This window comes from Streptomyces sp. AcH 505 (assembly GCF_000818175.1).
Lineage (GTDB): Bacteria > Actinomycetota > Actinomycetes > Streptomycetales > Streptomycetaceae > Streptomyces.
The window spans coordinates 4504168-4511323 of record NZ_JTIY01000001.1 but is presented as its reverse complement, the minus strand read 5'-3'; the positions used below and the strand labels follow the sequence as shown (position 1 = coordinate 4511323).

The following is a 7156-nucleotide window of genomic DNA, read 5'->3' as shown; positions in this document are numbered from 1 at the left end:
CGCCGCCCCCGCCGCCCGGCGGCGCGGGGGCGGACCCGGCGCGGTGTCAGCCGGTCGCGCGCGAGCGGGCCTTGAAGGCCGCCTTACGGGCTTCCTTCGCCACCGTGCGGTCCCTGTGCAGACGGCCCATCGCCTCCAGGACGTCCGGGGTCGCCGGGTGGTCCACCCGCCAGGCCTCCTCGAAGAAGTTCTTGTTCTGGCCGACCAGGCCCTCGACAAGTTCCCGCAGCTCGTCCGGTTCGCCCTCGGCGTCCAGTTGGGCCGCGATCGTGTCGATCGCCAGCCAGAAGATCATCGTCTCGGACGGCATCGGGACGTCGCCCGAACCCAGCTCCGCGAGCCAGACCCGGGCCAGACCGCCCAGCTCGCCGTCGTCCAGCACGGCGCGCACGGCGGGCTCCGCCTCGGCGCCGACGAGCGTCAGCGCCTGCTGGCAGTTGAGGCGGCGCAGCGGCGCACCGGGGTCGGTGCCACGCGCGGCGGCGAGCAGTTCGGCCGCGGCCTCCGCCGGTGCGTGCCCGGCCAGCCACTGCTCGGCCTCGGCGCGCGCCGAGGCCTCGGGGAAGTGGGCGATGCCGTCGAGCAGCGCGCGGGCGTCGGCGTCGGCCAGGTCGCCGACGGCGGGGGCCGTCACACCGGCTTCGAGCATCCGGGACCTGATGCCGTAGACGCCGAGCGGGGTGAGCGTGACCATGCCGTAGCGGGTCACGTCGTCCGCGTCGACGGGCAGACCGGGCTCGGCGCCCGGCAGGTCGCCGCCGGCGGCGTCTTCGGCGTCCTCGGCCATCAGCGCCTCGTCGACCGGTACGTAACTGACGAGCCCGACCGGCTCCAGCAGCCGGAACTGCTCGTCGAGCCGCATCATGGCCTGCGACACCTGTTCGAGGACGTCGTCGGTCGGCTCCCCCATGTCCTCGGGGACGATCATCGAGGCGGCGAGTACGGGCAGCGGCACCGCGCCCTCGCCCTCGTCCGCCGCCGTGAGCAGGTAGAGGTTGCCGAGGACGCCCTCCAGGAACTCGGCCTCCACCTCCGGGTCCCAGTCGAGCGCCTCGAAGTCGATCTCGCCGTCGTCGCCGATGGCCACGGCCAGGTCCTCGAAGACCGGCGCCGTCGCGTCGGCGAACACCACGTCGAGGGTGTCCAGCCAGAGGGACAGGACGTCCTGCGGGGTGCCGGCCGTCACCAGCGCGAGCTGCGGGCCCGCGGTGACCGCGGACGCCTCGTCGTCGTCCAGACCGCTGTCGGAGTCGGTGCCGTCGCCTTCGGCCACGGCGACGAGGTCCGTGTCGATGGCGACCCGCCACGCCTCACTCGCGTACGACTCGCCATCACCTTCCGACAACTCGTCGCCCAGGCCCAGCTGTTCGGCCGCCGCCGGCAATTGTTCGTCGACCAGCTCACCACCGGCCCCTACCCGGGTCCCTGGCCCCGCCCAGCGGGCGAGACGTACCGCCCGCGCGAGCAGCGGCGCGGCGAGCGCCTGCCGCGCCAGCTCCGCTTCCGAGGGCAGCCGCACCGGCGGCAGGGTGGGGCGGTCTTCGGACATCTGTGGGGTCTCTCCTCGCTGTGTACGGGCCGGGGTCGCGGCGCGCGCCTCCGGCGAGCCCAGCGTAGACGTATGTGACCCCGCGCCACTCGATTCATGTGCCCGACGAGCTCCGTACATCTGGGCAGTCTTGACAAGTTCCCCGCCCAGGAAAGAGATTGACGCGCGTAGAACCTCTCGTACCCCATCCTCGGAGTTCTGTGATGCCTGCTTCCGTACCGAGATCGGCCGCCGTACCGACCCTTGTCGCCCTCGCCCTCGCCGCGGGGCTGATCGTCGCCGCCGGCCCCGCCTCCGCCGGCACGTCCGCCGCGGTGGCGGGTGTACGGATCCACGGCATCCAGGGCAACACCCGGATATCCCCGCTGGTCGGCACCCCTGTCACGAACGTCCCCGGCATCGTCACCGGTGTGCGCGCCTACGGCAGCTCGAAGGGGTTCTGGCTCCAGGACCCGAAGCCGGACAACGACGCCGCCACCAGCGAGGGCGTGTTCGTCTACACCAGCTCCAACCCGACGGTCGCCGTGGGCGATTCGGTCACGGTCAACGCGACGGTCAGTGAGTTCGTGCCCGGCGGCGCTGCGGCCGGCGGCCAGTCGGTCACGGAGCTGACCGCGCCGAAGGTGACCGTGGTCTCCTCCGGCAACAAGGTGCCCGCCCCGGTCCAGATCAAGGCCAAGTCGGTGCCCGCCGCCTACGCGCCGACGGGTACGCCCGACACCGGCAACAGCATCAACGGACTGCGCCTCAAGCCCCGCGACTACGCCCTCGACTACTACGAGTCGCTGGAGAGCATGAACGTCAGCGTCGGCACCTCGCGCGTGGTCGGCGCGACCGACGCGTACGACGAGCTGTGGGTGACGGTCAAGCCGCAGGAGAACAACGCCAAGCGCGGCGGCACGGTCTACGGCTCGTACGACTCACAGAACACCGGCCGGCTGCAGATCCAGCAGACGGCCCTCAGCACCGACAGCCCGTTCCCCACCGCCAATGTGGGCGACTCGCTGAAGGGCACCACCGAAGGCCCCCTGGACTTCAACCAGTTCGGCGGCTACACGCTGGTCGCCCGTACGCTCGGCACCCTCGTCGACAAGGGTCTGAAGCGCGAGACGACCCGGGCGCAGAAGGACGGCGAGCTGGCCGTCGCCACGTACAACGTCGAGAACCTGGCCGCCGACGACCCGCAGTCGAAGTTCGACTCGCTGGCCGCAGCCGTGGTGAAGAACCTCTCCTCGCCCGACGTCCTGTCCCTGGAGGAGATCCAGGACAACAACGGCGCCACGGACGACGGTACGGTCTCCGCCACCGAGACGGTCAAGAAGTTCACCGAGGCGATCGTCGCCGCGGGCGGCCCCGCCTACGAGTGGCGCTCGGTCGACCCGGAGAACGACAAGGACGGCGGCGAGCCCGGCGGCAACATCCGCAACGGCTTCCTCTTCAACCCGGAGCGGGTCTCCTTCGTCGACAGCGGTACGGCCGACGCGACGACGCCGACGGCGGTCGTCACCCAGGGCGGCAAGGCCGGTCTGACCCTCTCCCCCGGCCGTATCGACCCGGCCGACCCGGCCTGGCAGGCCAGCCGCAAGCCGCTCGTGGGTGAGTTCACCTTCCGCGGGCAGAACGTCTTCCTCGTCAGCAACCACTTCACCTCGAAGGGCGGCGACGAGAGCCTGACCGCGCAGCATCAGCCGGTGCCGCGCTCGTCCGAGGCGCAGCGGCTCCTGCAGGCGCAGGCGGTCAACTCCTTCGTCAAGGACCTGCACAAGGCGGACAAGAACGCGCAGGTGCTGGTGCTCGGCGACCTGAACGACTTCCAGTTCTCGGACACCGTGAAGGCGCTCACCAAGGGCGGGCTGCTGACGTCGGCGATCGACTCACTGCCGCCGCTGGAGCGTTACACGTACGTCTACCAGGGCAACAGCCAGGTGCTCGACCAGATCCTGACCAGCCCCGCCGTCGAGGACTACAGCTACGACAGCGTGCACATCAACGCGGAATTCGCCCAGCAGGACTCGGACCACGACCCGCAGGTGCTGCGCTTCCGCCCCTGACGGACCGCCAGCGCGACACCCAGCCGGCGAAGCCCTCTTCGTCGGCCGGGTGTGCGCGGGCGGGCGCCGCGCCCACGTCGCTGATCTGCCAGATCCGGCCACGCTGCGGTCCCGTGACGACCAGGTGCCAGTACAGACCGCAGCCGCCGGTGCCCAGCACCACGCTGCCGTGGTTGCTCACGTCGTCGATGAGCGGCTCTATCTCCTCGTACGGCCGGGGGTCGTCCTCCCACACCCAGGGCGCGGTGAGCGGGAAGGGCCTGCTCAGCACTCGCTGCGTCTGGTCACAGCCCCAGTCGGCGGGCAGCGCCGCCAGCGGTATCAGCCCGTCGATGTCGGCGGGGCCGCGCGCGCAGCCGTCGCATATCTCCACCACCAGTGTGCGGTAGGGCTCCGGCAGGACCACCGCATGCTCCCGCTCGAAGGCGGCGACGGCCTGCGCACCCAGCGGCGGCCTGCGATGTTCGGGCTCGAAGGCGGCGCGCAGCGCTTCGAGTTCGCAGGGGTCGGCGTGTTCGGTGTTCATACGCTCCATGCTCCTCATTGGACCAGTCCCCACTGACAGTCCCCACTGACGGCCGGCGCGGGCCCCGTGGTCCATGAACAGCCGTACGGTACTGCGCGGCCGGCCGGGTACGCGGGCGATACCGGCACAGTCGGCCGGATTCCGCGCATGCCCGACCTTTCAGCGTTGCTTCACCCTCCCGGCAAGCGAATCTAAGTGGACCTTCACCATGGGCGGGCGGACACTGCGGCCATGACGACTCCGCCGACCTCGCCGACTTCGCCGACTTCGCTGTCGACCCCGCCGACGACTCCGCGCCCGTTCGGCCGCGCCCTGTGCGCGATGGTCACCCCGTTCACCGCCGCCGGCGAACTCGACCTTGCGGGCGCCCGCAAGCTCGCCGGCCATCTGGTGGCCGAGGGCTGCGACGGGCTCGTCCTGAACGGCACCACCGGCGAGTCCCCCACCACCACCGACGCGGAGAAGACCGCACTGGTGCGCGCGGTGTGCGAGGAGGTCGGTGACCGCGCCCATGTCGTCGCGGGCGTCGGCAGCGCGGACACCCGGCACACGCTCGCGCTGGCCCAGGAGGCCGAACAGGCGGGCGCCGACGGGCTGTTGGTCGTCACCCCGTACTACAGCAGGCCGCCGCAGGCCGACGTCGAGGCGCACTTCCTGCGGATCGCGGACGCGGCGGGCGTGCCCTTGATGCTGTACGACATCCCGGCGCGCACCGGTACCCGCGTCGAACCCGCGACGCTGCTCAGGCTCGCCCGGCATCCACGGATCGTCGCCGTCAAGGACTGCGCGTCCGACCTGCTCGCCAGCTCCTCGGTGATCGCCCGGACCTCACTCGCCTACTACGCGGGCAGCGAGGAGCTGTACCTGCCGCTGTACGCGGTCGGCGGCGCCGGTTTCGTCAGCACCGTCGCGAACGTCGCGCCCCGGCAGCTGCGCGCCGCCGTCGACGCGTACGACGCGGGGGCGCACGCCGAGTCCGTACGGCTCAACCAGCTCACCCTGCCGCTCGTCGAGCTGATGATGGCGTCAGGGCTGCCGGGCACGGTCACGGCGAAGGCGCTGCTCGACGGGCTCGGGCTGCCGGCGGGCCCGGTACGCGAACCGCTGCGGCCCCCCGGCCGGGAGACGGCCGACGGGCTGCTGCTGGCGTACGGGGAGCTGCTGCACGCGACCCGCCACCTCTGAGGGGGCGAGGGGGCGCCACCTCAGCGGGGCGGGGGCCGCCCGTGCTCAGTTGTGGCTGTGGAGCACGTCGTTGAGACCGCCCCAGACCGCGTTGTTCGGCCGCGCCTCGACCGCGCCGGAGACCGAGTTGCGACGGAAGAGGATGTTGCTCGCGCCGGACAGTTCCCGCGCCTTGACGATCTGGCCGTCCGGCAGCGTCACGCGCGTACCGGCCGTGACGTACAGGCCCGCCTCGACCACGCACTCGTCACCGAGCGCGATGCCGATGCCCGCCTCGGCCCCGATGAGGCAGCGCTCGCCGATGACGATGCGCTCGGTGCCGCCGCCGGACAGCGTGCCCATGGTGGAGGCGCCGCCGCCGATGTCCGAGCCGTCACCGATGACGACGCCCGCGGAGATCCGGCCCTCGACCATCGACGTGCCGAGCGTGCCGGCGTTGAAGTTGACGAAGCCCTCGTGCATCACGGTCGTACCGGCCGCGAGATGCGCGCCGAGCCGCACCCGGTCGGCGTCGGCGATCCGGACGCCCTTGGGGGCGACGTAGTCGGTCATGCGCGGGAACTTGTCGACCGAGGTCACCTGCAGATGCAGCCCCTCGGCGCGGGCGTTGAGCCGTACGGTCTCCAGCGTGTCGACGGCGACCGGACCGAGGGAGGTCCAGGCGACGTTGGCGAGCAGGCCGAACTGCCCGTCGAGGTTCTGCCCGTGCGGCTTGACCAGCCGGTGGCTGAGCAGGTGCAGCCGCAGATACACGTCGTGCGCGTCGAGCGGCTTGTCGTCGAGCGAAAAGATGACCGTACGGACGGCGACGACCTCGACCCCGCGCCGCGCGTCGGGCCCGGTGGCCTTGGCGGCCCCGTCCCCGAGCAGTTCGACGGCGCGCTCGGCGGACAGCCGCTCGGTGCCCGCGGGTCCGGGCTCGGCGGACAGCTCGGGGGCGGGGTACCAGGTGTCGAGTACGGTGCCGTCGGCGGCGACGGTGGCGAGTCCGGCGGCGACGGCGCCGGTGGTACGAGGAGTCGTGTCGGTCATACCCGAAACCTAACGGCTGCGCGCACCACCGGGCGAACCGGTCTCAGCGCCTGATCAGGCGCGCGCCGGTCAGGGGCGCTGGTCCTTGTGGTCGACGAGGGCCTGCCGTACGACGGCCTCGGAGCTGATGAGCTGCCCCTTGTGCCACGGGTCGGGCGGCGCGCCGGGGTCGTTGGCGTTCATGTCGGGCACTTCCCTGGCCACGATGTGCCGCGTCCCCGCGTAGACGTACGTCGTCGCGTCGTAGAGCGTCTCGGTGCGGAGCAGACTGCGCGGATCGTCCTTGGCCGGGTGGACGGCGATGACGTCGCGGCCCGCAGCGTCGACGGTCCGCTCCGTGGTCAGGCCGGGCGTCGCCGCCAGCATCCGGTAGACGCGGGAAAGGCCGCGCGGCGGGGCGGGGTAGACGGACACCAGCGTGCCGAGCAGTTGGCTCCCCAGTTGCTCGTCGGTCGCCGAAGGGGTCTTGGCCCCCTGCTTGTCCCGGTAGAAGGCGCCGATCCGCCGAAGCGCGGCGGACCGGTCGGCCGGTAGGGAGGCGAGCAGCTGGTACGTCCGCAGCGGCGACGCGTCGCCCGTCGTCTTGTCGAGGTCGAGCGCGGGGTCGCGGTACATGCGCCACTGCTCGTGCTTCTCCGGGCTGCTCGTCACACCGTTGGTGCGCACGATCTCGACGGTCTGCGTGTAGGTCCACTGCCCGTCGGCCGGATGCGGCGCCGAAGCCTTCGCCGCGGCGTCCGCCGCGCGGTTCAGCACCGTCGCGGCACTGAGCCGGGCCGGATCCGCCGGCGCGGCCGCGCTGCGGTCGGCGGC

At 71.9% G+C, this 7156-nt stretch carries 6 protein-coding genes; 2 read left to right on the top strand and 4 right to left on the bottom strand.

The genetic code is table 11. The features are described 5' to 3' along the window. Nucleotides 1-46: 46 nt before the first annotated feature. Nucleotides 47-1549: a hypothetical protein gene (locus HY68_RS20630; protein ID WP_041990988.1), complete on the bottom strand. Its 1503-nt coding sequence runs from the start codon at nucleotides 1547-1549 to the stop codon at nucleotides 47-49. A gap of 203 nt (nucleotides 1550-1752) precedes the next feature. Between HY68_RS20630 and HY68_RS20625 the strand changes: the two genes are divergently transcribed. Beyond that, a complete protein-coding gene (locus HY68_RS20625) occupies nucleotides 1753-3600 on the top strand; it encodes an endonuclease/exonuclease/phosphatase family protein (protein WP_041990986.1) in 1848 nt (615 codons plus the stop codon). Here the strand turns inward: HY68_RS20625 and HY68_RS20620 are convergent. Further along, nucleotides 3536-4126: a hypothetical protein gene (locus HY68_RS20620; RefSeq protein WP_041990984.1), complete on the bottom strand. Its 591-nt coding sequence runs from the start codon at nucleotides 4124-4126 to the stop codon at nucleotides 3536-3538. The two genes, HY68_RS20625 and HY68_RS20620, sit on opposite strands and share 65 nt — an antisense overlap. 231 nt (nucleotides 4127-4357) lie before the next feature. Between HY68_RS20620 and dapA the strand changes: the two genes are divergently transcribed. Further along, a complete protein-coding gene (gene dapA / locus HY68_RS20615) occupies nucleotides 4358-5311 on the top strand; it encodes a 4-hydroxy-tetrahydrodipicolinate synthase (RefSeq protein ID WP_078863697.1) in 954 nt (317 codons plus the stop codon). Between the two features lie 45 nt (nucleotides 5312-5356). On the opposite strand, the gene dapD is transcribed toward dapA, so the two are convergent. Together dapD and HY68_RS20605 are read right to left on the bottom strand one after the other, a co-directional pair. Beyond that, nucleotides 5357-6343, bottom strand: coding sequence for a 2,3,4,5-tetrahydropyridine-2,6-dicarboxylate N-succinyltransferase (gene dapD / locus HY68_RS20610; RefSeq protein ID WP_041990981.1), 987 nt, complete (start codon nucleotides 6341-6343; stop codon nucleotides 5357-5359). Between the two features lie 69 nt (nucleotides 6344-6412). Beyond that, the coding region (locus HY68_RS20605) for a hypothetical protein (RefSeq protein ID WP_041990980.1) at nucleotides 6413-7156 on the bottom strand (744 nt) is incomplete at its 5' end.

Bases quoted from the DNA above. Each gene is read 5' to 3' on its own strand.
- dapD (WP_041990981.1), bottom strand. From the start codon at position 6,343: ATGACCGACACGACTCCTCGTACCACCGGCGCCGTCGCCGCCGGACTC.
- HY68_RS20630 (WP_041990988.1), bottom strand. From the start codon at position 1,549: ATGTCCGAAGACCGCCCCACCCTGCCGCCGGTGCGGCTGCCCTCGGAA.
- HY68_RS20625 (WP_041990986.1), top strand. From the start codon at position 1,753: ATGCCTGCTTCCGTACCGAGATCGGCCGCCGTACCGACCCTTGTCGCC.
- HY68_RS20620 (WP_041990984.1), bottom strand. From the start codon at position 4,126: ATGAACACCGAACACGCCGACCCCTGCGAACTCGAAGCGCTGCGCGCC.
- dapA (WP_078863697.1), top strand. From the start codon at position 4,358: ATGACGACTCCGCCGACCTCGCCGACTTCGCCGACTTCGCTGTCGACC.